Source organism: Mesorhizobium sp. M7A.F.Ca.CA.002.05.1.1, assembly GCF_003998335.1.
Classification (GTDB): Bacteria; Pseudomonadota; Alphaproteobacteria; order Rhizobiales; family Rhizobiaceae; genus Mesorhizobium.
This window is the reverse complement of sequence record NZ_RZQI01001316.1, coordinates 1-1,131: the sequence shown is the minus strand read 5'-3', so window position 1 is coordinate 1,131 and position 1,131 is coordinate 1. Positions and strand designations below refer to the sequence as shown.

Sequence of the window (1,131 nt, the reverse complement as noted above, 5' to 3'; positions counted from 1 at the left end):
CGGAAACCGCCGAGACGTTCCTGAGCAACTGGTTCCCCACGTCGATGGTTGCCGCCAACGAGCCGGTGGTCGAAGAGTTTCGCACCATGCTGCTGGCTATCGACCGGCAAGGTCTGGCGGGTCTGTTCGCAGCGGTTCGCGACGCCGATCTTCGCCGCACCGTAGCACTGATACCGCGGCCGACGCTGGTGATCGCCGGTCGGCACGACACGGTGACAGCAGCCAGCCACGGTGAGATGATTGCCGCGGCGGTGCCCGGCGCGAAGCTTATAGTGCTGCCCGCGGTCCATCTGTCGAACATCGAATATCCGGCAGAGTTCATCCAGGCTGTGGTCGATTTCCTGCGCTGAACTGGAGCGCGACGGAAAGGCGTCCGGCACCAGTCCGGCGGTCGCCGAAACGTTCAAAGGACGTACTGGTTCAGAAGGCGGGGCGGCGGCCTCGGTCAACGTGAGCGCCTCGGTGAACCGAGCCATCTGGCGAAAAGCTTATTCAACGCCTTCGGAACGATCCCGTCACCTTGCCATTATCAGCACGAGAGCCGGCTCGGACAGGCAAGCGCCGTGACCCGACCTTAGAGGCGGCCGATGACTTTCGAGCGCCAACACGAACACACCGGAGGAAGCGATGACTGGACGCAAAACCCATGACCAACAAATTCGCATCATTGAAGAGCGGGAAAACACAAAGAATGCCGGCAAGGATTTCGATTCAGAGGCGGATCTGAAACGATCAGCGGCGGAACGCGAAGCGCTGCGCAAAGGATCGGACATGAGAACCGACACACCTAACCTCGTCGATCCGGACGACCGCAACATCCTTCGCGGCAAAAATCAGGAAAGCGTCCATCACAAAAATCGTCCTGACGACTAGATGAGCACCGATCCTGGAACATTTGTCATAGATTGGAGGCAGCCCATGGCACGCGGGAGCAAGAAACACATCGGAGCAGGTTCACAGGGAAAGGGTTCTGGCACAGGCGCCATGACCGTAACGCCAAAGGACAAGCTCGAAGAAAACCAGGTTCTGTCCAATCGCGACAAGGCGCAGCATTCCAAAGAACGCGGTTTGGACTCCAGGCAGATCGCGACCGAGCAGCACCAGGATCATGCCGCCAACCGTTTGCGAGAC

At 59.4% G+C, this 1,131-nt stretch carries 2 protein-coding genes and 1 pseudogene; all 3 read left to right on the top strand.

Annotated features, from left to right (window positions below; all coding sequences use genetic code 11):
- Positions 1–350: pseudogene (locus EN939_RS35195) on the top strand (alpha/beta hydrolase); the annotation flags it as partial.
- 277 nt (positions 351–627) lie between these two features.
- The gene (locus EN939_RS35190) at positions 628–873 is read left to right on the top strand and encodes a hypothetical protein (RefSeq protein ID WP_127271942.1); all 246 of its coding nucleotides are present in this window, start codon (positions 628–630) and stop codon (positions 871–873) included.
- Positions 874–918: 45 nt separating this feature from the next.
- Positions 919–1,131 (top strand): hypothetical protein (locus EN939_RS35185; RefSeq protein WP_127271940.1); only part of this gene is annotated, 213 nt, incomplete at its 3' end.